At 70.3% G+C, this 21277-nt stretch carries 20 protein-coding genes; 6 read left to right on the forward strand and 14 right to left on the reverse strand.

Translation table 11 applies throughout. The features are described 5' to 3' along the window. Window positions 1-138: 138 nt before the first annotated feature. Window positions 139-363: a helix-turn-helix domain-containing protein gene (locus ACFYPH_RS02840; RefSeq protein WP_387178409.1), complete on the reverse strand. Its 225-nt coding sequence runs from the start codon at window positions 361-363 to the stop codon at window positions 139-141. Window positions 364-809: 446 nt separating this feature from the next. After that, complete coding sequence (locus ACFYPH_RS02845) at window positions 810-1424, reverse strand: DedA family protein (protein ID WP_354854003.1); 615 nt, start codon at window positions 1422-1424, stop codon at window positions 810-812. 518 nt (window positions 1425-1942) lie between these two features. Here ACFYPH_RS02845 and thrS point away from each other — a divergent pair. Continuing rightward, window positions 1943-3160, forward strand: a complete 1218-nt coding sequence (gene thrS / locus ACFYPH_RS02850) for a threonine--tRNA ligase (RefSeq protein ID WP_387178413.1) — start codon at window positions 1943-1945, stop codon at window positions 3158-3160. A 57-nt stretch (window positions 3161-3217) separates the two neighbouring features. Here the strand turns inward: thrS and ACFYPH_RS02855 are convergent, their stop codons facing one another. From ACFYPH_RS02855 to ACFYPH_RS02870, 4 genes are read right to left on the reverse strand one after another with little or no spacing between them, the layout of a single operon-like run. After that, on the reverse strand, window positions 3218-5290 hold the full coding sequence (locus ACFYPH_RS02855; RefSeq protein WP_387178416.1) for an ABC transporter ATP-binding protein: 2073 nt from the start codon (window positions 5288-5290) through the stop codon (window positions 3218-3220). Then, complete coding sequence (locus ACFYPH_RS02860) at window positions 5287-7020, reverse strand: ABC transporter ATP-binding protein (protein WP_387178419.1); 1734 nt, start codon at window positions 7018-7020, stop codon at window positions 5287-5289. The genes ACFYPH_RS02855 and ACFYPH_RS02860 overlap by 4 nt, the downstream gene beginning before the upstream one ends. Then, the gene (locus ACFYPH_RS02865) at window positions 7014-7493 is read right to left on the reverse strand and encodes a MarR family transcriptional regulator (RefSeq protein WP_355062903.1); all 480 of its coding nucleotides are present in this window, start codon (window positions 7491-7493) and stop codon (window positions 7014-7016) included. Before ACFYPH_RS02865 ends, ACFYPH_RS02860 begins: the two co-directional genes overlap by 7 nt. 24 nt (window positions 7494-7517) lie before the next feature. Further along, window positions 7518-7964: a DoxX family membrane protein gene (locus ACFYPH_RS02870; RefSeq protein WP_354854013.1), complete on the reverse strand. Its 447-nt coding sequence runs from the start codon at window positions 7962-7964 to the stop codon at window positions 7518-7520. Window positions 7965-8048: 84 nt separating this feature from the next. Between ACFYPH_RS02870 and ACFYPH_RS02875 the strand changes: the two genes are divergently transcribed. Beyond that, entirely contained in the window at window positions 8049-8600 is a 552-nt protein-coding gene (locus ACFYPH_RS02875; RefSeq protein ID WP_354854016.1) for a TetR/AcrR family transcriptional regulator, read from the forward strand. A 144-nt stretch (window positions 8601-8744) separates the two neighbouring features. Here the strand turns inward: ACFYPH_RS02875 and ACFYPH_RS02880 are convergent, their stop codons facing one another. Both ACFYPH_RS02880 and ACFYPH_RS02885 read right to left on the reverse strand, forming a co-directional pair. Next, a complete protein-coding gene (locus ACFYPH_RS02880; RefSeq protein WP_354854018.1) occupies window positions 8745-10184 on the reverse strand; it encodes a GuaB1 family IMP dehydrogenase-related protein in 1440 nt (479 codons plus the stop codon). 317 nt (window positions 10185-10501) lie between these two features. Beyond that, window positions 10502-10993, reverse strand: coding sequence for a helix-turn-helix domain-containing protein (locus tag ACFYPH_RS02885; protein ID WP_355132785.1), 492 nt, complete (start codon window positions 10991-10993; stop codon window positions 10502-10504). A gap of 92 nt (window positions 10994-11085) precedes the next feature. Between ACFYPH_RS02885 and ACFYPH_RS02890 the strand changes: the two genes are divergently transcribed. Continuing rightward, on the forward strand, window positions 11086-11691 hold the full coding sequence (locus ACFYPH_RS02890; RefSeq protein ID WP_354854023.1) for a dihydrofolate reductase family protein: 606 nt from the start codon (window positions 11086-11088) through the stop codon (window positions 11689-11691). 64 nt (window positions 11692-11755) lie between these two features. Here the strand turns inward: ACFYPH_RS02890 and ACFYPH_RS02895 are convergent, their stop codons facing one another. Continuing rightward, window positions 11756-13507 (reverse strand): acetyl/propionyl/methylcrotonyl-CoA carboxylase subunit alpha, encoded by a 1752-nt coding sequence (locus ACFYPH_RS02895; protein WP_387178424.1) that lies wholly within the window; start codon window positions 13505-13507, stop codon window positions 11756-11758. Between the two features lie 138 nt (window positions 13508-13645). On the opposite strand from ACFYPH_RS02895, the gene ACFYPH_RS02900 reads away from it, so the two are divergent. The 3 genes from ACFYPH_RS02900 (at window position 13646) to ACFYPH_RS02910 (ending at window position 16115) form a co-directional block, all read left to right on the forward strand. Beyond that, a complete protein-coding gene (locus ACFYPH_RS02900) occupies window positions 13646-14260 on the forward strand; it encodes a PadR family transcriptional regulator (RefSeq protein WP_387179332.1) in 615 nt (204 codons plus the stop codon). Between the two features lie 121 nt (window positions 14261-14381). Further along, window positions 14382-15341 (forward strand): ATP-binding cassette domain-containing protein, encoded by a 960-nt coding sequence (locus ACFYPH_RS02905; RefSeq protein WP_355062909.1) that lies wholly within the window; start codon window positions 14382-14384, stop codon window positions 15339-15341. An 18-nt stretch (window positions 15342-15359) separates the two neighbouring features. Continuing rightward, the gene (locus ACFYPH_RS02910) at window positions 15360-16115 is read left to right on the forward strand and encodes an ABC transporter permease (protein ID WP_354854032.1); all 756 of its coding nucleotides are present in this window, start codon (window positions 15360-15362) and stop codon (window positions 16113-16115) included. Between the two features lie 173 nt (window positions 16116-16288). On the opposite strand, the gene ACFYPH_RS02915 is transcribed toward ACFYPH_RS02910, so the two are convergent. The 5 genes from ACFYPH_RS02915 to ACFYPH_RS02935 form a co-directional block, all read right to left on the reverse strand. Continuing rightward, window positions 16289-16942 (reverse strand): O-methyltransferase, encoded by a 654-nt coding sequence (locus ACFYPH_RS02915; RefSeq protein WP_355132791.1) that lies wholly within the window; start codon window positions 16940-16942, stop codon window positions 16289-16291. Next, window positions 16939-17649, reverse strand: a complete 711-nt coding sequence (locus ACFYPH_RS02920) for a Maf family protein (RefSeq protein ID WP_387178429.1) — start codon at window positions 17647-17649, stop codon at window positions 16939-16941. The genes ACFYPH_RS02915 and ACFYPH_RS02920 overlap by 4 nt, the downstream gene beginning before the upstream one ends. 283 nt (window positions 17650-17932) lie before the next feature. Beyond that, window positions 17933-19096, reverse strand: a complete 1164-nt coding sequence (locus ACFYPH_RS02925) for a S8 family serine peptidase (protein WP_387179335.1) — start codon at window positions 19094-19096, stop codon at window positions 17933-17935. A 1350-nt stretch (window positions 19097-20446) separates the two neighbouring features. Continuing rightward, window positions 20447-20905: a hypothetical protein gene (locus ACFYPH_RS02930; RefSeq protein ID WP_354854047.1), complete on the reverse strand. Its 459-nt coding sequence runs from the start codon at window positions 20903-20905 to the stop codon at window positions 20447-20449. An 88-nt stretch (window positions 20906-20993) separates the two neighbouring features. After that, a complete protein-coding gene (locus tag ACFYPH_RS02935) occupies window positions 20994-21188 on the reverse strand; it encodes an acyl-CoA carboxylase subunit epsilon (protein ID WP_387178433.1) in 195 nt (64 codons plus the stop codon). Window positions 21189-21277: the final 89 nt, after the last annotated feature.

Consider the following 21277-nt stretch of genomic DNA (forward strand, 5'->3'; position numbering starts at 1 on the left):
CACCCCTAGAGGCACCCCACGCGGTCGGTCCTCACGAGATCTTGGACAGTTTCCGTTCGCGCCGAACGGAAACTGTCCAAGATCTCCCCGCCGTGTTGTGCCGGTACCAGTGGTCGGGTCAACCTGGGTGGATGGGCCCTAGGCGACGTTCAGTTGGATGTTCCCGATGCGGGCGACGACGTCGAGGTGACCGCCCAGGCCGGTGACGTAGGCACGGAGCGTCTCCAGGCTGGTGTGCTCGCCATTTTCGATCTGGCTGATCCTCGCCTGGGTCAACCCCGCTGCCTCGGCCAACTGGGCCTGGGTCATGCCCAGGTGCTTGCGGATCTCTGCGAGCTGCGCGCCACTCACCGATGCCAACATCTGTTCACGCTGCTGGGTCCGTCGAGCGACCCGGTCTGGATGGTCCCAGGTTGGGTCGAGCTCTCGGGCTTTCGCCTTGACGTCCCGCCAGTCGGCTCCACCGGTCATCGTTGTGTTTCCTTCAGGCTGGTGAGGTGCTCCTGGAACCGCTCGTCCGCCAACCGGACGGCCGTCTCCGATGATCATGCGGACCTCCGTGGAGCCAGCGGATCCAGGCCGCAGCTCCTTCATGTGATGGAACAGGCTGCCCTTGAGTCGATCGACGAGGGGACGCCCAAGCGCCGGACCATGTTCGGCGAGGAGGTCGATGGCCTCGCTGATGAGGTCGGCGTTGCCGGGATCCGTTCTGGGGAGGCCGAGGAACCACTCCTCGACCTCGGGATGAAGTTTGACGTCCCACGTCGGGTCAATATAAGCGCAGCTTATATCAGAAGGTTTGACGACACTCAGTCGAGCGGGACTTCGGCGGCGGTGCGGGCGTGGCGGGCGCTGACCAGGGTCATCGCCCATCCGGCTGCGGCGAAGCCGGCCGCCGCGGCGGTGGCGATGATGGCCAGCCGCCAGGCCGACTCGGTCAGCGCGGTGCCGCCCAGGTGCCCGACCAGCGCCCCGTAGGTGGCCCAGCCCAGCGCGGCGATCGTCTCGTAGAGCGCGAACAGCCGGTACGGATACCGGCTGCGGCCGGCCGAGAAGCAGGCCGCCATGCGCCCGCCGGGCACGAACCGGCAGAGCAGAATGACCAGCGGGCCGGGTTGGCGTAATCCCTGCGTGACCCGGCTCGCCATCCGGCGGGCCCGGCTGGGTTCGGCGTGCCGGGGCGCCCGCCGGTCCGGTGCGCCACGGCCGAGCAGGTAGCAGGCGAGGTCTCCGGCGAACACGCCGAGCGCGCCGACGGCGATGGTGACCGGCAGGCTGAGGCCGCCATACACGGTCAGCGCGCCGCTGGTGATCATGACGATCTGGGTGGGGATCACCGGCACGAAGGCGTCCGCGATCAGCAGGCCGAGCAGCACCAGGTACGCCCACGTCGGCGACGCGACGTCAGTCAGTAGTTCGGGCACGCCTGCCACCTCGCCGGATGCGGCCGATTGGGTGTCTCGAGCCTGACGGCGTGTCCGGCGTCACCGTGGACAGCCCCGTCCCGTCGTGACCGTCGACACCACGGGGCCACCCCGTTCCAACGAGGCGAACCGCCCTCGGGTGACGGCTCGGCGGCTGTCCCACGGCGGCCCGAGGCGGTCGGCGGATCGGCGTCCCTCGGCGTACCGTGGTCGGCGCGGCCCAGCACGTCGGGTCCCCCGTTCCTGACGATTCGGGTCGCCCAGGGCCGCCGGCGGGTCCCGCGCCGGCGGCCCGTCCCCTCTCCCACCGCCGCAAATCCGGGTGCGTCCTCGACCGCCCGAGGAATAACGTCGCCAGATGCGCAGCGCGGTAGTGATGACGACGACGCCGGGTGTCCCCGGCGTGCCGCTCTGACGTAACCACCGTCGACCAGGCCCCGGGGCGATCCGCCCCCGAGGGCCGCGCGGCGTTCGGTGTCCAGGTCGCCTCCGGGTCGTCCCCGATCCAGGAGCCCGACATGATCGACCACCGCAAACTCGGCCGTGAGCTGGAGCTGTTCGTCTCCGATCCGCTGGCCGGCACCGGCCTGCCCATCTGGCTGCCGGCCGGCGCCACCGCCCGGCACGCCGTAGAGGAGTACGTCCGGGACCTGGAGCGTCGCTCCGGCCATCAGCACGTCTACTCGCCGCCGCTGGGCAAGCGCGAACTCTTCGAACTCTCCGGCCACCTGGGCTACTTCGCCGACGACATGTTCCCGCCGATGCGGCTGAGCGCCGACGACGAGTTCGTGCTCCGCCCGGCGCTCTGCCCGCACCACGCGCTGGTGTTCCGCGCCCGGGGCCGCTCCTACCGGGAGTTGCCGCTGCGGATCGCGGAGCTGGGCGGGATGTACCGCTCGGAGCGCTCCGGCGTGCTCGGCGGGCTGTCCCGGGTACGTGCCATCTCGCTCAACGACGCGCACACCTTCTGCGCCCCGGACCAGGTCGGCGCGGAGGTCGTCGAGATCCTCCGGCTGATGCGCGCCGCGCACGCCGCGCTCGGCGTCCGCCCGGCGGGGTTCCGGCTGTCGCTGCGCGGGCCGGGCGGGAAGTACGTCGGCGACGACGCCCAGTGGGCCCGCGCCCAGGACCTGCTCCGCGGCGCGTTGGCCGGGGTGGAGTACGTCGAGGCCCCCGGGGAGGCCGCCTTCTACGGCCCGAAGATCGACATTCAGATCGTCGACGCGGCCGGCCGCGAGTCGACCATCTCCACCATCCAGGTGGACTTCGACAAACCGGAGAAGTTCGACCTGTCGTACACCGATTCCGACGGCAGCAGGCGTCGGCCGGTCCTGCTGCACCGCAGCCTGGTCGGCAGCATGGAGCGGCTGTTCGCGTACCTCATCGAGGTGCACGAGGGCGCGTTCCCGGCCTGGTACGCGCCCGTCCAGTTGGTGTTGCTGCCGGTGGACGACGGGCAGGCCGACGCGGCGGCGGAACTGGCCCGGCGGGCCGTCGAGGCCGGCCTGCGGGTCGAGGTCGACACCGCCGGCTCGCTGGGCGCCCGGGTACGGGACGCGACCCGCCGCCGCGTCCCGTACCTCGGGGTGCTGGGTGCCCGGGAGGCGGCCGACGGCGCGCTCGCACTGCGCCTGCGCGACGGCCGCGCCCTGGCCCCGATGCCCGCCGCCGCCGTGCTCGCCCTGATCGGCCGGCAGGTCGCCGCCCGCGCCGCCGACCTGCTCCCGGCGGACTGAGCCGCCCACCGGGCTGAGGTGGACCGTCGATCGTGTGGCGCGCACGGCGGTCCGCCCTCAGACCGACGCCGGCTGGGCCCCGGCGGGCGCGGCTGGTTCCTCGTCGACCGCGGCGCCGGTGAACTGCGAGCGGTAGAGCCGGTGGTACGCGCCGTGGGCGGCGAGCAACTGCTCGTGGGTGCCCTGCTCGACGATGCGGCCGTTCTCCATCATCAGGATCAGGTCGGCGTCGCGGATGGTGGAGAGCCGGTGCGCGATGACGAAGCTGGTCCGGTCCGAGCGCAGCGCCGCCATCGCCCGCTGGAGCAGCACCTCGGTGCGGGTGTCCACCGAGCTGGTCGCCTCGTCCAGGATCAGCAGGGACGGCTCGGCGAGGAACGCCCGGGCGATGGTGATGAGCTGCTTCTCGCCGGCGCTGACATTGCTGCCCTCCTCGTCGATGACCGTGTCGTAGCCGTCCGGAAGGCTGCGCACGAACCGGTCCACGAAGGTGGCCCGGGCCGCGGCGATGATCTCCTCCTCGGTCGCGTCCGGCCGGCCGTACGCGATGTTGTCGCGGATGGTGCCGCCGAAGAGCCAGGTGTCCTGCAGCACCATGCCGATCCGTCCGCGCAGGTCGTCGCGGCGCATCGTGGTGATGTCCACCCCGTCGAGGGTGATCCGGCCGGCGTCCAGCTCGTAGAACCGCATGATCAGGTTGACCAGGGTGGTCTTGCCGGCGCCGGTCGGGCCGACGATGGCCACCGTGTGCCCGGGCTCGGCGACCAGCGACAGGTCGTCGATCAGCGGCTTGTCCGGCGTGTACCGGAAGGAGACGTGCTCGAACTCGACCCGGCCGTGCGGGTCGACGACCTGGGTCGGCTGGGCCGGGTCGGGGCTCTGCTCGTCGGCGTCGAGCACCGCGAAGACCCGCTCGGCCGACGCCACCCCGGACTGGAGCAGGTTCGCCATCGAGGCGAGCTGGGTCAGCGGTTGGGTGAACTGGCGGGAGTACTGGATGAACGCCTGCACGTCGCCCAGGCTCATCGTCCCGGAGGCCACCCGCAGTCCGCCGACCACGGCGATGGCCACGTAGCTCAGGTTCCCGATGAACATCATCGACGGCATGATGATCCCGGAGATGAACTGGGCGCCGAAGCTGGCTCGGAACAGCTCCTCGTTCTTCGCGTGGAACGCGGCCTCCACCTCGCGCTGCCGGCCGAAGACCTTCACCAGCTCGTGACCGGTGTACGCCTCCTCGATCTGGCCGTTCAGCTCGCCGGTGTGCTTCCACTGTGCGATGAACTGCTTCTGCGAGCGCTTGGCGATGCGCTGGGTGACCAGCACCGACAGCGGGACGGCGACCAGAGCCACCAGGGCCAGCAGCGGGGAGATCCAGAACATCACGGCCAGCACGCCGATGACGGTCAGCAGCGAGGTGAGCAGCTGGCTCAAGGTCTGCTGGAGGCTCGTCGAGATGTTGTCGATGTCGTTGGTGACCCGGCTGAGCAGCTCACCGCGGGGCTGCCGGTCGAAGTAGGGCAGCGGCAGCCGGTTGAGCTTCTCCTCCACCTCGGCGCGCAGCCGCAGCACGGTGCGCTGCACCACCCCGTTGAGCAGCCAGCCCTGCCACCACGACAGCACGCTCGCCGCCAGGTAGAGCCCGAGCGCCAACAGCAGCACCCGGCCCAGGGCGCCGAAGTCGATGCCCACTCCGGGCACCACGTCCATCCGGGCCAGCATGTCGGCGAAGCTCTCGTTGCCGCTGGCCCGCGCCGCCGCGACGGCCTGTTCGGTGGTCGTGCCCGGGGCCAGTCGCCGACCGATCACCCCACTGAAGATCAGGTCGGTGGCGTGGCCGAGGATCTTCGGGCCGGCCACGCTGAACCCGACGCTCACCACGGCGAGGGTGATGATCGCGGTCAGGTGCAGCCGGTGCGGGCGCAGCCGGCCGAGCAGGCGTCGGGCCGACGGCCCGAAGTTCATCGACTTCTCGGCGGGCATCCCCGCGCTCATCCAGGGCGGGCCGCCGGCCGGCCGGCCGGGCGGCAGCCGCTTCGGCGTCGCCGCGCCGCCGCCGGGTTGCTGCGTGTCACCGCCCGGCTTCTGACTGGGTACGGTCGCGGTCCGCGACTCGTCGGGCTCGCTCATGCCGCCACCTCCGCCGTCTGCTGGGAAGCCACGATCTCGGCGTACGTCGGGCAGGTCTGCACCAACTCCGCATGTCGTCCCACTCCGACGACCCCTCCGTTCTCGAGCACGATGATCTGGTCGGCGTCGACGATCGTGGACACCCGCTGGGCCACGATCACCACTGCCGACTGCGCGGTGACCGGGCGCAGTGCCGCCCGCAGCCGCGCGTCGGTGCCGAGGTCGAGCGCCGAGAACGAGTCGTCGAAGAGGTAGATCTCCGGCTGCCGGACCAGGGCCCGTGCGATGGCCAGGCGTTGCCGCTGCCCACCGGAGACGGTGCTGCCGCCCTGGGCGATCGGCGCGTCCAGGCCGCCGGGCATCTGGGCCACGAAGTCGCGGGCCTGTGCGATCTCCAGCGCCGCCCACAGTTCCTCGTCGGTGGCGTCCGGGTTGCCGTAGCGCAGGTTGCTGGCGACCGTGCCGGTGAACAGGTACGGCCGCTGCGGCACCAGGCCGATGCGTCGCCACAGCTCGTCCGGTTCCAATTCGCGGACGTCCACCCCGTCGACCAGCACCGCGCCGCCGGTGACGTCGACCAGGCGGGGTACGAGCGACAGCAGTGTCGTCTTGCCCGCGCCGGTGCTGCCGATGATCGCGGTGGTGGTGCCCGCGGTGGCCGTGAAGGAGATGTCGCGCAGCACCGGCTCGACCGCGCCCGGGTACTGGAAGCGCACCCCGCGCAGCTCCAGCTCGGCCCGGGTGGGCAGCTCGGTGACCGGCGCGGCGGCGGGGACCACCGAGGAGTCGGTGTCCAGCACCTCGACGATCCGCTCGGCGCAGACCGCGGCCCGGGGCACCATCATCAGCATGAACGTGGCCATCATCACGGCCATCAGGATCTGCATCAGGTACTGCTGGAACGCGGTGAGCGCGCCGATCTCGATCGCGCCCGAGTCGACCCGCTGCGCGCCGAACCAGAGCACCGCCACGCTGGACACGTTCAGCACCAGCATGACCACCGGGAAGATCAACGCCATCAGCCGTCCGGTACGCAGGGCGGTGGCGGTCAGGTCGGCGTTGGCGACACCGAAGCGGTCCGTCTCGTACGGCTCGCGGACGAAGGCGCGGACCACCCGGATGCCGGTGATCTGCTCACGTAGCACCCGGTTGACCGTGTCGATCCGGGTCTGCATCAGCCGGAAGCCCGGCACCATCCGCCGGATGATCGCGCTCAGCGCGACGGCCAGCACCGGCACGCTGACCAGCATCAGCCAGGAGAGCCCGATGTCCTCGCGCAGCGCCATGAAGACGCCGCCGACGCTCATGATCGGCGCGGCGACCAGCATGGTGCAGCTCATCAGCACGAGCATCTGCACCTGTTGCACGTCGTTGGTGTTGCGGGTGATCAGCGACGGTGCGCCGAACCGGGCCACCTCACGGGCGGAGAAGAGGTTGACGTGCGCGAACAGCCGGGCGCGGACGTCCCGGCCGAAGCCCATCGCGGTCCGGGCGCCGAGGTAGACGGCGGCGATCGAGCAGACGATCTGGACCAGGCTGACCAGCAGCATCCAGCCGCCGGTGTGCACGATGTAGTCGGTGTCGCCCCGGGCCACGCCCTTGTCGATGATGTCGGCGTTGAGGCTGGGCAGGTAGAGCGAGGCCATGGTGCCCACGAACTGGAGCAGCACCACCGCCAGCAGCGGTCTCTGGTACGGGCGCAGTTGACCGCGCAGCAGTCGGATCAGCATGACGGTTCCTCCACGTCGGTGGGTCGTCCGGTCCGCGGGTCGTGGCCGCCGCCGATGACTTCGAGTAGGAACTCCCGGATCACCTGGGCCTTCGCCGGATCGGCGTCGACCGAGGTGAGCGGGCGTCCGGAGTGCATGAGAGCGCCGAGGGCCGCGACCCGCTCCCGGCCGGCGGGGGTGAGGGCGAGTCGGATGCTGCGCCGGTCGCTGTCGTCGCGCTGCCGCTCGACCAGGCCGTCGCGTTCGAGGGTGTCGACGATGCCGGTCAGGGTGGCCGGGCGGACGAACCCCTTCTCGGCCACCTGGCGGTGGGGCAGCTCGCCGTGGCGGGCGAGCGTCATCAGGGTGATCATGCCGGCCTGGGTGAGGCCGTGCTCCTCGGCGAGGTAGCGGTTCCACCGTTGCCCGACGAGGTGCCCGGCCACCACCAGCAGCCGACCGAGCGGCACATCTTGAAGGGTGACGAGTTCCACGGGAGTAGATTAGCTACCTGATAGTCAGGGGCCAAACGAAATAGCCGCAGCGGTGGCGACGAACACGAGTTGCAGGACGGTGCGCTGCCCGAGCGGGGTGACCGGGCGTCCGGCGAGGGTCAGCCTCCGGCCCGCGGCCGAGACGTTGGCCGGGAACATCGCGAGCATGAGCAGGCCGAGCCCGGCTGCGGCCAGCCGGGCGGTCGCCGGGATCAGCAGCCCGGCGGCGCCGACCAGCTCCAGTGCGCCGGTGACGGTGACCAGCAGATCCGGCCGGGGAAGGCCGGGCGGGACCATCGCGATCAGGCCGGCGCGGCGCTGGCCGACGAAGTGCGCGAGGCCGGTCACCAGGAACAGCAGGGCCAGCCCGACCCGCAGCGCGGGATGCCAGCCGTCGAGTGCGGCGACGCCGGCCAGGCCGGCCAGTCGGGCCAGGGCGGTGCCGACCACGAGCGCGATCAGGGGTGCCATCGAAATCCTCCTCGGCGCAATCTTGTCGATGACAAGATTGCGCGACGGAGTGGCATCTTGTCAATGGCAAGATAGGATCCGGGCATGACCGAGACGCGCGGCTACCACCACGGCGACCTCCGTCGCACCCTGCTCGCGGCGGCGCTCGACGCGATCGAGGAGGTCGGGCCGGCCGCGTTGAGCCTGCGCGACCTGGCGCGTCGGGCCGGTGTCTCGCATGCCGCGCCCGCCCACCACTTCGGCGACAAGGCCGGCCTGCTCACCGCCCTCGCCGCTCAGGGCTTCGACCTGCTGGCCCAGACGTTGAGCGTGGCGGGAGACGACCTGTTGGCCGCCGGAGTCGCGTACGTCGACTTCGCCGTCGGGCACCGCGCGCACTTCGAGGTGATGTTCCGGCCCGAGCTGTACCGGGCCGACGACGCGGAGCTGATCGCCGCCCGGGAGCGCGCCGGCGCCGCCCTGCGTTCCGGAGTCGCCGCACTGCCAACCGGAGGCGACGCCGACCGGGACGCCCTCGCCGCCTGGTCGATCGCCCACGGCTTCGCAACCCTCTGGCTGGCCAACGCCCTCCCCGACCGGGTAGGCGACAACCCGAGCGAGGCGGCCCGCCAAGTCCTGAGCCGCCTAACCCCCTAACCCCAGCCCTCCGCCCCCCGGCCTCGCCGGCCTCCCTCTCCTGGGTTGATCATGAAGTTATTGCCTCCCGCGTCGGCGTGTCGGGGCAATAACTTCATGATCAACGGGGTGGGGCGTGGGGGTGGTGTGGGGGTGGGGGTGGGGTTACCAGCTTGTGGGGAGGGGCATTCCTTCGGTGAAGCCGGCGGCGCTCTGCACGCCGACGATCGCTCGTTCGTGGAACTGCGTCAGGTCCCGCGCTCCGGCGTAGGTGAAGGCGCTGCGTACCCCGGCGATGATCTCGTCGATCAGGTCCTCGACGCCGGGCCGGGTCGGGTCCAGATACATCCGCGCCGAGGAGATGCCCTCCTCGAACACCGCCTTGCGGGCCCGGTCGTACGGGCTGTCGTCGGCGGTACGGGCGCTTACCGCCCGCGCCGAGGCCATCCCGAAGCTCTCCTTGTACCGCCGACCGTCCGGCTCGGTGTAGAGGTCACCGGGGGACTCGTAGGTGCCGGCGAACCAGGAGCCGATCATCACGTTCGACGCGCCGGCGGCGAGCGCGAGCGCCACGTCGCGAGGGTGTCGCACCCCGCCGTCGGCCCAGACGTGCCGGCCGAGCTGACGGGCCGCCGTCGAGCAGTCCAGCACGGCGGAGAACTGCGGCCGGCCCACGCCGGTCATCATCCGGGTGGTGCACATCGCGCCCGGCCCGACACCCACCTTGATGATGTCCGCGCCGGCCTCGACCAGGTCGCGTACCCCCTCGGCGGTGACCACGTTGCCGGCCGCCACCGGAACGCCCGGGTCCAGCTTGCGCACCGCCCGCAACGCCGAGATCATCCGCTCCTGGTGGCCGTGCGCGGTGTCCACGACCAGCGTGTCCACACCTGCCTCCAGCAGCGCGGCGGCCTTGCCGGTCACGTCACCGTTGATCCCGACCGCCGCGGCGATACGCAGTCGCCCCCGGTCGTCCACCGCCGGTGTGTAGAGGGTGGCCCGCAGCGCGCCCTGCCGGGTCAGCACGCCGACCAGCCGACCGTCGGCGTCCACCACCGGGGCGAGCCGGCGCCGGCCGGCGGAGAGTAGATCGAAGCCGGTACGCGGGTCCGCGTCCGCCGGGACGGTGTGCAGCTCGGTGGACATCACGTGCCGCAGCTGGGCGAACCGGTCCACACCCGTGGTGTCCGCCTCGGTGACCACGCCCATCGGCCGACCGGCCTCGTCGACCACGATCACCGCGCCGTGCGACCGCTTCGGCAGGAGGTGGATGGCGTCCCCGACGGTCTCGGTGGGGCCCAGGGTGATGGGTGTGTCGTAGACCAGGTGCCGCTGCTTGACCCAGGCGACGACGTTCGCGACGACCTCGATCGGGATGTCCTGCGGGATCACGGCGATCGCGCCCCGCCGGGCCACCGTCTCGGCCATCCGCCGCCCGGCGACCGCCGTCATGTTCGACACCACCAGCGGGATGGTGGTGCCGGTGCCGTCACCGGTGGACAGGTCGACGTCCAGCCGGGAGCCGAGGTCGGAGCGGGCCGGCGCCATGAAGACGTCGGTATAGGTCAGGTCGTGCGCGGGAACCGCGCCGTGAAGGAAGCGCACCCGAACATCATTCCTGCTCGCGCCCACTCCCGCCGCCGCTGGTGGCCCAAACCACCCCCACCGCCCGGTCCTGTGCGGCGGGTCACCAGCCGACGGTGTCGGCCGTCGCGCGGCCGGCGCCGCCGTGGGCTGCGGTCCGTCGGGTACGCCGGCACCGTCGTGGGCCCGGCCCGCCGCTTACGCCGGCACCGCCGTAGGCCCGGTCCGCCGTAGGCCCGGTCCGTCGTGGGCCCGGCACCGTCGTGGGCCCGGCACCGTCGTGGGCCGGTCCGCCGTGGGCCGGTCCGTCGCGAAGCGGGCGGTCCCGGCGGATCGGGTCAGTCGCGGGTGGCTGCCTCGTAGGCCGAGCGAAGCTCGTCGACCGCTCGTCGGGCGTGCGGGTCGGGCCGGGGGACGCCGAGGTGCACCTCGCGCAGGTCGTCCATGAAGCGGGTGAGCAGTTCCGGGCCGCCGTCGCGGAGCAGTTCGGCGCGCACCCGCAGGCGACGGTCGCCACCGCGATGGGCCAGCCCCCACGAGCCGAGCGCTGCCATGATCGGCAGTGTCTGAATGCCCGCCTCGGTGAGTGAGTAGGCGGCTCGCTGCCCCCGTCGGGCGTCCTCACGGGTGAGCAGGCCCGCGTCGGTGAGGCGCCGCAGGCGGCTGCTGAGAATGTTCGGCGCGATGCCCTCCTCACTGCCGGCGAGCAGCTCGCGGAAGTGCCGCCGATTGCCGAACATGATGTCCCGAAGAACGAGCATCACCCACGGATCGCCCAGGACCTCGACCGCCTGATTGATCGGGCAACCCGAGCGTGGCGCCGAATCCATCAAGCCCTCCTCGCAAGTGATTGCATCTTGCTATTACCTCATCCTAGGGTAGGTCGAAGCAGTTACATATCGCTATCACTGAGGGAGGGTCCATGTCGGGGCGATTCGTGTACTGGATGAACGTGTCCGCCGATCTGTTGATCGAGCGTGCTCATGGCGAGCAGGGCGGCGGCACCTGGATGCGCATCGGGGAGTCACTGCACCACGAGTTCAACGCGCGGGCGCGGGCGCTGTCGCTCATGGTCCAGGGGCGCACGATCTACGAGACGATGGAGGGATTCTGGCCGGCAGCGCGCGACGACGACTCGTCGCCCGGCTACCTGCGCGAGTACGGCGAGATCTGGACCTCGAAGCCCAAGGTGCTGGTCTCCCGCACGCGTACCAGCGCCGAGCACAACACCGAGATCATCGGCGGCGACGATGCCGTCGGCGAGCTCGCGGAGCTACGGCGGCGCACCGACGGTGACATCGGCGTCGGTGGCGCCACACTGGCTACGGCGCTGCTCCGGGCAGGGCTGCTCGACGAGCTGCTGCTCTTCACGCACCCCGTCATCCTCGGTACCGGCCGCCCACTGTTCGACAGCCACGACGAGCCGCTGGAGCTGGACCTGCTGGAGCAGGCGCGCTTCGACGAGGGCGTCACTCTCCATCGATACGCCGTCCGGAACGTGCGCACGCCGCTGCCGCAGACCGCGTAACCGACTCCGCGCCGAGCCAGCCCCGCGGCTGCCTCGCCAGCAACAGGGGTCTCGCGCTCGCCCCTCAGGCGATGGTGCAGATGGCGGCGCCGGCGGTGATCACGGCACCGACCTCGGCGGTGAGCCCGCTGACCGTACCCGCCTTGTGGGCGTGCAACGGCTGCTCCATCTTCATCGCCTCGAGCACCACCACCAGGTCGCCTTCGGCCACCGTGTCGCCCTCGGCGACCGCGATCTTGACGATGGTGCCCTGCATGGGAGAGGTGAGCGCGTCGCCACCGACCGGGGCGCCCGCCTTGGCCCCGCCTCCGCGCCGGGTCGGCTTACGGGAGGCGGGTGCCGCGGTGGTCGTACTCCCGCCGAAGCCGGCGGGGAGGCTGACCTCGAGGCGCTTGCCGCCGACCTCGACCACGACGGTGTCGCGTTCGGCCGGCGCCTCGGCGGCGCCGGCGGCGGCGGCGAACGGCGGCACGGTGTTGTGGAACTCGGTCTCGATCCACCGGGTGTGCACGGTGAACGGTTCGGCGGTGAACGCCGCGTCCCGCACGACCAGGCGGTGGAACGGCAGCGCGGTGGCCATCCCGTCGAGGACCATCTCGTCCAGCGCGCGGCGGGCGCGCTCCAACGCCTCGGTCCGCGTCTCACCGACGATGATCACCTTGGCGAGCAGCGAGTCGAAGTTGCCGCCGATCACGTCGCCGGCCGAGATGCCGGTGTCCACCCGGACGCCCGGGCCGGTGGGCAGGCGCAGCGTGGTGACGCTGCCCGGCGCGGGCAGGAAGTTGCGGCCCGGGTCCTCGCCGTTGATCCGGAACTCGATGGCGTGCCCGCGCGGCGTCGGGTCCTCGGTGATCCGCAGCTTCTCGCCGTCGGCGATCCGGAACTGCTCCCGGACCAGGTCGATGCCGGCGGTCTCCTCGGTGACCGGGTGCTCGACCTGAAGTCGGGTGTTGACCTCCAGGAAGGAGATCGTGCCGTCCTTGCCGACCAGGTACTCCACCGTGCCGGCGCCGTGGTAGCCGGCCTCCCGGCAGATCGCCTTGGCGCTGTCGTGGATCTGGGCACGCTGGGCGTCGGTGAGGAACGGCGCGGGGGCCTCCTCCACGAGCTTCTGGTGCCGCCGCTGCAACGAGCAGTCCCGGGTGCCCACCACGATCACGTTGCCGTGCTGGTCGGCGAGGACCTGCGCCTCGACGTGCCGGGGCTGGTCCAGGTAGCGCTCGACGAAGCACTCGCCCCGGCCGAACGCCGCGACCGCCTCGCGGGTGGCCGACTCGAAGAGCTGGGGGATCTCCTCCATGGTCCGGGCGACCTTGAGGCCGCGCCCACCACCGCCGAACGCGGCCTTGATGGCGACCGGCAGCCCGTGGTCGACGGCGAACGCCATCACCTCGTCCGGGCTGCCCACCGGGTCCGGCGTGCCGGGGACCAGCGGAGCGCCGGCGCGCTGGGCGATGTGCCGGGCGGTCACCTTGTCGCCAAGGTCGCGAATCGCCTGCGGGGTGGGGCCGATCCAGGTCAACCCCGCGTCGATGACCGCCTGGGCGAAGTCGGCGTTCTCACTGAGGAAGCCGTAACCCGGGTGCACGGCGTCGGCGTCGGCGCGGGCGGCGACGTCGAGCAGCTTGTCGATGCGCAGGTACGTGTCGGTCGCGCTGTCCCCGCCGAGCGCGTACGCCTCGTCCGCGAGCGTGGCGTGCAGGGCGTCCCGGTCGGAGTCCGCGTACACGGCGACGCTGCCGAGGCCGGCGTCGCGGCAGGCGCGGATGACCCGGACGGCGATCTCGCCGCGGTTGGCGATGAGTACCTTGCGCACCTCGTGGCTCCTCCCGGGAAGTTACTGACCGGGAGTGTATCGGCCACCCGTGATGGCCCTAACGATCGCTCAGTGTGGGATGTGGCACTGACCTTAGTCAAACTTGGCTATTACGCTTGTGTGGTGTCTGCGACTCGGATGATGATTCTCGGCCTGGTGCGGTGGATGCAGCCCGTGCACGGCTACGACGTGCGCCGCGAGCTGCTGAGCTGGAGCGCCGACAAGTGGGCGAACGTGCAGCCCGGCTCGATCTACCACGCGCTGCGCAAGCTCACCGAGGAAGGGCTGCTCCGTGCCGTCGCCACCGAGCAGGTCGGCGCCCGTCCGGCCCGGACCACCTACGAGGTGACCCCCAAGGGCGAGGAAGAGTTCGAGACGCTGCTGCGCAACTTCTGGTGGAACCTCAGCGAGCCGTCCGACCCCTTCGCGGTGGCCTTCTCCTTCCTGCCCGCCATGCCGCGCGCCGAGGCCGCCGCGGCCCTGCGCAACCGGGCCAATCTGCTGCGCGCCGGTGTTGAGTCGATGCGTGCCTCCCCGGAGTCGGACTGGGTGCGAAACCGCAAGCCGGTGCACGTGGGGTGGATGTTCGAGCTGTGGGCGGTGCGGGCGGAGGCGGAGATGGGGTGGTGCGACCGGATCGCGGAGCGGATCGACTCCGGAGTGTCGTACCTGCCTGCTGAGCTGGAGAACGTCGAGGGCTGGTCGGGGTGGAAAGAGCGCCAGGAGTCGAGGCCGCCGACCGAGGCGGAATAATCAACGTTGACTAAAAGAGTTATATCGCGTTAGCCTGCTGGCGGCACAGCGGGGGAGTGCGCCGTCCGGCGTCGTCCCACTCGACGGCCGGCACGGCCGGCCCGACCGACCAGGAGCAGAAATGATCGAGACCAGGGGGCTGCGGAAGTCGTTCCGCTCCCGCGCGGGTCGAGAGACGAAGACGGTGGACGCCGTGCGGGGCGTCAACCTCCAGGTCGCCGAGGGCGAGATCTTCGGCTTCCTCGGCCCCAACGGCGCCGGCAAGACCACCACGCTGCGGATGCTCGCCACGCTGATCGAGCCCGACGGCGGCGAGGCCACCATCGCCGGGGCCGACCTGCGCAAGGATCCGGCCGAGGTCCGCCGCCGGATCGGGTACGTCCCGCAGGGCGGCAGCACGTGGGACGAGTCCACCGCCCGTGAGGAACTGGTCCTGCACGCCCGGATGTACGGCATCGGCAAGGCCGACGCGCAGCAGCGCGCCGCCCGCGCGCTGGACGCCTTCCAGCTCACCGAGTACGCCGACCGCAAGTGCAAGACCTACTCCGGCGGCCAGCGCCGGCGGGTCGAGATCGCGCTCGGCATCATCCACGAGCCGAAGATCGTCTTCCTGGACGAGCCGACCACCGGCCTCGACCCGCAGAGCCGCGCCCACATGTGGGACGAGATCCGGCGACTGCGCAGCGACGGAATGACGGTCTTCATCACCACGCACTACCTGGACGAGGCCGACGCGCTCTGCGACCGCATCGCGATCATGGACAACGGCGAAGTCGTCGCCGAGGGCACCCCCGCCGAACTCAAGCGGGAGATCTCCGGCGACGTCGTGCTCGTCGGTCTCGACCTGGCCGCCACCCCGCAGGCCGCCCAGGCGCTCGACGGCGAGCCGTACGTCAACAAGCTGGAGACCGCCGACGAGGGCGGCCTGCGGCTCTACGTCGACGAGGGCGCCACCGCCATTCCCCAGGTGCTGCGCCGACTCGACCACGCCGGGCTGGAACTGCGCTCGATCGAGCTGCACCGGCCCAGCCTGGACGACGTCTTCCTGACCAAGACCGGCCGCTCGCTGCGCGAGTCCTGACCACCGGAGAGACGACCCATGAAATTCGCCCGCGACACGTGGCTGATCTTCCAACGGCAGATCCAGCTCCTGCTGCGCAACCCGGTCTGGGTCTTCGTCGGCGTGTTCCAGCCGGTGATGTACCTGCTGCTCTTCGCCCCGCTGCTCAAGCCGGCCCTGAACGCGCCCACCCAGGCCGCCGCCTACAAGATCTTCGTGCCGGGTCTGCTGGTGCTGCTGGCCATCTTCGGCGGCCTGTTCCAGGGCTTCGGCCTGATCGCCGAGCTGCGCGCCGGCGTCATCGAACGGTCCCGGGTCACCCCGATCAGCCGGCTCGCCCTGCTGCTCGGCCGCTCGCTGCGCGACGTGGTCTCGCTCATCGTGCAGGCGGTCATCATCACCCTGCTGGCGCTCCTGTTCGACCTGCGGGTGTTCATCGGTGACCTGCTGCTGGCGTACCTCATGCTCGCCCTCATCGCACTCATGACCTCGGCCGTCTCGTACGGCGTCGCACTCAAGGTCAAGAGCGAGGACGCGCTGGCCCCACTGATGAACACCGTGGCGCAGCCGGTGCTGCTGCTCTCCGGCATCCTGCTGCCGCTGACCTTCGCACCGGGCTGGTTGCAGGGCATCGCCGACTGGAACCCGTTCTCCTGGGCGGTCGACGGCACCCGCGCGCTGTTCGCCGGCGACCTGGCCAGCGACAAGGTCTGGCAGGGCCTCACCATCACGGCGGTCCTCGCCGCGCTGGGGGTCTTCTGGGCCGCCCGCCAGTTCGCCCGCAGCGTCCGCTGACGCTGGCTTCGGGGTGCCCCCTCCTGAGGGGGCACCCCGAATTCGTGCTGTCGGTGCTGCGCGTTCGGTGGGCTGCCGGCGTTTCGTCGGCGTTCAGCGGTGGCGTCCTTCAGCGGTGGTGGCGCTGAGCGGTGGTGGCGCTGAGCGGTGGCGGCGGTCAGCGGTGGGGGCGGTCAGCGCACCCGGGCGAGGGTGAGGCCATCCGCGATCGGCAGCATCACCGGGTCGACCCGTACGTCGGCGAGCACCTCGTCGTTGAAGGCGGCGATCGCCCGGTCGTTGGCGTCCCGTGGGGCGATCACCCGCCCGCCGCGCAGCACGTTGTCGACGGCGATCACCCCGCCCGGCCGCATCCGGGGCACCAGCTCGGCCCAGTAGACCGGGTACCCGGTCTTGTCCGCGTCGATGAACGCGAAGTCCAGGTGACGCTCGTGCGGCAACTCCCGCAGCGTCTCGCCGGCCGGGCCGATCCGCAGGTCGATGCGGTCGTGCACGCCGGCGCGGGCCCAGTAACGCCGGGCGATGCCGGTGAACTCCTCGGAGATGTCGAAGCAGGTCAGCCTCCCGCCCTCGGGCAACCCCCGGGCGATGGCCAGCGCCGACAGGCCGGTGAACGTGCCAACCTCGACGGCCTGCCGTACGTCCAGCAGCCGGGTCAGGAACGTCAGGAACGCGGCCTGCTCCGGCGCCACCTGCATGGAGGCGTGCTCGGGCAGCACCGACCGGGTCTCCTCGGCCAGATCCTGGATGATCTCGTCCGGTGGGGCGCCGTGCGCGACCAGGTAGGCGTGCAACTCGTCGGTGAGCGGGATCGACTTCGTGGTCATGAGCGGACGTTACCCAGCGGCTCGACCGATTGGCCGCCCGGCGCGACCTTTGTCCACAGGTCCGTGATCTGCAGCCCCAGTTCGGCGAGGAGCCGACGCAGCAGCGGCATCGACAATCCGACCACGGTCCCCGGGTCGCCCTCGATCCGTTCCACGAATGGCCCGCCCAACCCGTCGATCGTGAACGCGCCGGCCACCGCCAGCGGCTCGCCGGTGGCGACGTACGCGGCGATCTCGTCGTCGCTGATGTCCGCAAAATGGACGGTCGTCGAGGCAACCGCCTCCGCGCGCCGCCCGCTGACACCGTCGATCAGACAGTGCCCGCTGTGCAGGACACCGCTGCGCCCCCGCATCCGCAGCCAACGCGCGGTGGCGTCCGCCGGATCCGCCGGCTTGCCGAGGATCTGCCCGTCGAACGCGAGCACCGAGTCACAGCCGATGATCAGGGTCCGCTGACTGGTGCCTGCTTCCGTGCTGGTGCCGGCTGGCGCGGTTGCCGTGGCGGCCGGACTCAGCCGGCTCAGCACTGCCTCTGCCTTGAGCCGAGCCAACTCCAGACACAGGTCCTCGGCCCGATCGGTCACCACCAGGGATTCGTCCACCCCGCTGACCAGCACGTCCGGCTCAATGCCGGCGGCCTGGAGAGACTTACGACGGGCAGGGCTGGCCGAGGCGAGCACGAGGCGGAGTGGCAGAGAATCAGACACCAGCCCGACGTTACCGGCTCACCACCCACCACACCGGTCCACCCGGCCGCGCCGCGCTCGACGCCGTGCTCTTCATGCCCACCTGGCCCCGCGCCCTTGATCCACTCCACATCACCGACATCGGCCTATCAATCAGCCACAAAAGCCCCACATCGCCGATATAAAGTCGATCAACCTGCCGGCACCACCGTGATCGACTCGACTTCATGGATATCGGGGTATCCCGCTCGCCCGGACACCCCGATATCAAGGATCCCGAGTCGATCAACGCGCCCCGGCTCGGTCAGCGACTGATTCTGGGCGGCGGATCATCACCGCGCCGCCGACGCCGCGCCACCAGCGCCCATCCGACCCCGACGGCCACGATCACGGCGAGAGTGGCCAGGCCGCGAGTTGTCGCGCCATCACCGCCCTCACCAGGTCGATCGCCGACCGCCGCGGTCGAGCCAGTCGCGGCCGGAGCGCTCACCGACTCAAACCCCAACGGGGGTACGTCTGCCGTCAGCGCTGCCACAAGATCGATCACGCCATACCCGTACTCGTCGTCCCGGCCTGGCGGACCCTTGTCGATGGCCGTGGCCGTAAGCCGATGGGCTACCTCCTGGGCCGGCAGGTAGGGATACTTCGACCTGATCAACGCCGCCGCCCCAGCGACAATCGCCGTCGCGTCGGAAGTGCCTGTGCCTTTGCGGTACTTGCCGTTAATGCTCGTGCTGTAAATGTCGACCGCAGGCGCAACCACATCGATCTCGGGCCCGGTTACGGAGATTTCGGCATGATTCCCGCCTCGATCAATGCCGCCAACGGCAATTACCCCTGGGTACGAGGCTGGGAAGCTGACATGGTGATCGCGTGGCCTATTGCCTGCCGCTGCAACAATTAGAATATCCGCTCTTGTTGCAGCCTCCACGGCTCGCTGCAAATTCGGACTTGGTCCAGAAACCGAAGCAACGCTAATTATATCTGCCCCTCTTGTAGAGGCATATTCTATAGCGGAGGCAAGATTGTCGCTGTCGCCTTGCTCGTCCAAGACTTGGATGCGGATAGGAAGGATGTGGGATGCTGGGGCAATCCCGAGTGCCCCCGAATCTCCGCCGCGCCCATGTGCCGCGATGAGGCCAGCCATGCCGGTGCCGTGGCTGCTCGTATCTACTCGTCCGTCGCCGGTGCCCCCCGAGGCGATGTCGCTTCCACTCAGCAAATTTCGTTGCAGATCCGGGTGTTTATCTACGCCCGTATCTGGCACGGCGACCGTAACTCCGCTTCCGCGGCTGATTTTCTGGGCATCCAGGGCACGGAGATAGGCCAGATGCCATTGATCATCGCGAATAAGATTAAGCCCGTCAGGTGTGGGCGCGGCCTGAGCAGGCGGCGAGGGCTGCAGCAGGCTGACCGTGATGCTTAAGCCAAATAAAATTCGGCAAGCAGCACGCGGCCTACCTGTCAAAGCCAATGGCCGGTCCGGGATCGATCGGGTTGTCCGTGTCGGGCGGCCGGACCACCGGGTCAACACCCTGGTCTGTCTCCCATGGATGATCGGGGTCCCAAGGGCGCGTTTCGCGGCGGTCTTCCCGAGGAAACTGACGAGGTGCGCCACCAGGTGCAGGATTGGAATTGGGTGCGCCGCCTAAGGGGGGAAATCCGTGTGGAAGGCCAAGAGTTCTTCCGGCACTTGGCCGAGAACCAGCTCCGCCTGTCGGCCCGGTGCCAGCGCCCCCGCCTCCTATCACCCCGCCGATCGGGTTAACGCGACGAGGTGAACTGCCGGCAGGTGGCTGTCCGATGCCGGCTGTGGGGCCTCCTCCGATCAAACCACCGGGTGGCATGGGACGTGGCTGCGCAGTCGAAGGCGTATGGGGCGGAGTGGCATTGCTTCCCGGGCGATTCAGCGGATAATTGCCGGAGTTAGGCACGGGCAAGCCGGGGATTGGCAGTGAGCCAGACCGTAGCGGTGGGATAGCAAGTCCAGGTGTCGGGCTTGGCTGCGTATGAGCCGTCGGTATCGGACCTGGACTAGTCATTCCCGGAAGGCTGGTTAGTGCAGTGCTCGCCGCCCCCAGCACTGGCCCAGCGACGGGAGTTGTTGATGTAACGACAGGATTTCGAGATGTGTGGGACACCGCCACAGAAGGCGCTGGCGCAGGCACTGCCACGATGGGGGGAATAACTGGGGCGGAAACTCCGCCGTACACATCTGAATTCGCCTGGTCGGCGACGGGCTTAGCTCTTGGCGGCGGCGGGGGTTTTTGGAGGGTGGCTTGGGCTTGTTGGAGTTCGCCGCTGAGGTTGAACATCATGGCCTGCGCCTGCACGTTCAGCCGTTCCAAGTCGCTGTCCGTCACCGGTGACTCGACAACCCGACTACCCATGATCGCTTTGGGGTCGGCGGCTGTGGCGTCGTACGCCTGCTTCTGCTGGAGCTTGGTCGCGTACTCCTCGTGGATTTTGCGAAGCTCGGCGCGGGTGGTGCCGATGGCCTGGGTGGCGGCGGACAGCGCGGTGTAGTTCGCGGCGGCCGCGTCGTGTGTGTGCCGCACCTTGGCGATCAGGTCGTCGAGTTGGGCGAGGTACGTGCCGGAGGCGGCGCTGGTTTCCGGGGGCCACGCTTCGGCGAGCCCGCGCCGGTACTCCTGGAGCCGGCCGAGGTGGATCTGGGCCAGGTCGCAGACCTTGCGCCACCCAGCGACCTGTTTCCAGTGGTTGGTGGTGTCGTGGTCCTGGAGGCACGCCCACATGTTGTTGACGTCCATCAGGTGCCAGTCGGTCTGGCCGGAGGTGCGGCCCCCACCTCGTTCGATCATGGCAGGACCACCGGCCTCTGGCTCTCGGGACCGGTGGGGTCGGTCAGCGTCGGCGTCCGGCCGCCGGGCAGAACGGTGCCGGGGTCGGCGAGGGCCCGCTGAACGTCCACGGCGCGGGCGGCGGAGAAGGCGTCGCTGTCGGCGTACTGGGTGGCGACCCGGTCGGCGACGGCGGCGAGGTGGCCGGTTGCGCCCCGAACGGCGTACACCATGTCGGCGGTGGCCTGCTGCGTCTCGTGGTGGGCGTGCAGGAAGGTGACCAGCTCGATGAACGCGTCGCAGGGGTTGGGCACCTTCGCGGACATGTCGTCGGCGATGTACGACAGGTGGGGCGCGTAGTTGCGTTCGACCTCGGCGGCGAGCCGGTCGGCGAACTCGCGGAGCTGGCGGATGTCGGCCTCGATGCCGCCGTAGCTGTGCAGCCAGGGCGCCGGCTGGTCCTCTTCGGGGATCATCGATCCTCCCTATCCGTCACGGCACCGTTTCCCTGAGTGAGGTTAACGGCTGGACGCCCACTCTGGCAGCCCCCGCGTGGCGGGTCGGTCAGCGGGGAAGGCCGGAGGCGCGCCAGGTGTCGGGGCGGGCCGGTCGGCCGCTGCGGGCCCACGCGGACGCCGTCTGTGGCGCGGGGGCGGCGGCCGGGCGGGACCGCATGATGACCGCACCGACCAAAGCGGCCAACTCCTCGGCGGTGGGCACGCCGCGAACGACCCGGAACAGCGGCTCTTCGGCAGACATGCCGCCAGGGTACGCGGCTCGAAGTCACGGGAAGCGAACAGTGGCGTGCCGGCGGTGTGAGCGTCGGCGGCTCCGGGTACCGTCTCAGC

This window comes from Micromonospora sp. NPDC005252 (genome assembly GCF_042872475.1).
GTDB lineage: Bacteria > Actinomycetota > Actinomycetes > Mycobacteriales > Micromonosporaceae > Micromonospora.

Excerpts from the sequence above, each read along its gene's own strand:
- ACFYPH_RS02840 (WP_387178409.1), bottom strand. The coding sequence starts at position 363 with ATGTTGGCATCGGTGAGTGGCGCGCAGCTCGCAGAGATCCGCAAGCAC.
- thrS (WP_387178413.1), top strand. The coding sequence starts at position 1,943 with ATGATCGACCACCGCAAACTCGGCCGTGAGCTGGAGCTGTTCGTCTCC.
- ACFYPH_RS02855 (WP_387178416.1), bottom strand. The coding sequence starts at position 5,290 with ATGAGCGAGCCCGACGAGTCGCGGACCGCGACCGTACCCAGTCAGAAG.
- ACFYPH_RS02860 (WP_387178419.1), bottom strand. The coding sequence starts at position 7,020 with ATGCTGATCCGACTGCTGCGCGGTCAACTGCGCCCGTACCAGAGACCG.
- ACFYPH_RS02870 (WP_354854013.1), bottom strand. The coding sequence starts at position 7,964 with ATGGCACCCCTGATCGCGCTCGTGGTCGGCACCGCCCTGGCCCGACTG.
- ACFYPH_RS02875 (WP_354854016.1), top strand. The coding sequence starts at position 8,049 with ATGACCGAGACGCGCGGCTACCACCACGGCGACCTCCGTCGCACCCTG.
- ACFYPH_RS02885 (WP_355132785.1), bottom strand. The coding sequence starts at position 10,993 with ATGGATTCGGCGCCACGCTCGGGTTGCCCGATCAATCAGGCGGTCGAG.
- ACFYPH_RS02890 (WP_354854023.1), top strand. The coding sequence starts at position 11,086 with ATGTCGGGGCGATTCGTGTACTGGATGAACGTGTCCGCCGATCTGTTG.
- ACFYPH_RS02900 (WP_387179332.1), top strand. The coding sequence starts at position 13,646 with ATGATGATTCTCGGCCTGGTGCGGTGGATGCAGCCCGTGCACGGCTAC.
- ACFYPH_RS02905 (WP_355062909.1), top strand. The coding sequence starts at position 14,382 with ATGATCGAGACCAGGGGGCTGCGGAAGTCGTTCCGCTCCCGCGCGGGT.
- ACFYPH_RS02910 (WP_354854032.1), top strand. The coding sequence starts at position 15,360 with ATGAAATTCGCCCGCGACACGTGGCTGATCTTCCAACGGCAGATCCAG.
- ACFYPH_RS02915 (WP_355132791.1), bottom strand. The coding sequence starts at position 16,942 with ATGACCACGAAGTCGATCCCGCTCACCGACGAGTTGCACGCCTACCTG.
- ACFYPH_RS02930 (WP_354854047.1), bottom strand. The coding sequence starts at position 20,905 with ATGATCCCCGAAGAGGACCAGCCGGCGCCCTGGCTGCACAGCTACGGC.
- ACFYPH_RS02935 (WP_387178433.1), bottom strand. The coding sequence starts at position 21,188 with ATGTCTGCCGAAGAGCCGCTGTTCCGGGTCGTTCGCGGCGTGCCCACC.